This window comes from Dellaglioa sp. CoH-56-MRSF-11 (assembly GCF_056782135.1).
Genome location: NZ_JBXAYE010000026.1, coordinates 1 through 475 on the forward strand (window position 1 = coordinate 1; position 475 = coordinate 475).

1 protein-coding gene is annotated in these 475 nt (G+C 52.0%); it reads right to left on the reverse strand.

Features of this window, described 5'->3' with window-relative positions; translation table 11 throughout:
• The coding region (locus tag AC1RPT_RS07645) for a hypothetical protein (protein ID WP_481762960.1) at positions 1 to 475 on the reverse strand (475 nt) is incomplete at both ends.

Here is a 475-nt window from a genome sequence, read left to right on the forward strand (position 1 = left end):
ATGTGATCCTGCATCTCTCCGTCTATCTCGGGGCCAGTCGATCCAAGCACATCTGACGATGCATCGCCCATTTCTTCGACCAGTGCTTCGTACGACTGATCACCCTGATCCTTCGACATCTCTGCAACTTCGGACCTAGCACTCTTGAACCAGTTGGTGATGAACGTCGTAAGCACTCCTTGACGTGCGTCACATCGATCAATAGCCCGGCTCACGACGATCATATAAATCTGGATCACGTCGTCAAGCCGCACGTGGTGATTGAAGTCCTTGTACGTGGTCTTCGCGTGCATGATCGCGACCCGCACGTATTTTTCGAGGATCATGTTCTTGAACGAGCGTGCCTTCTCATACCACAACCGCGACTGCTGAATCGTCGAGTACAGAGTTCCACCATGCCGCACACCAAGACTCGTCTCGATCGCATAAATCTCGGAGTTGCGAATGATTGGGTCAATGTCGAAACGTGTGTGCA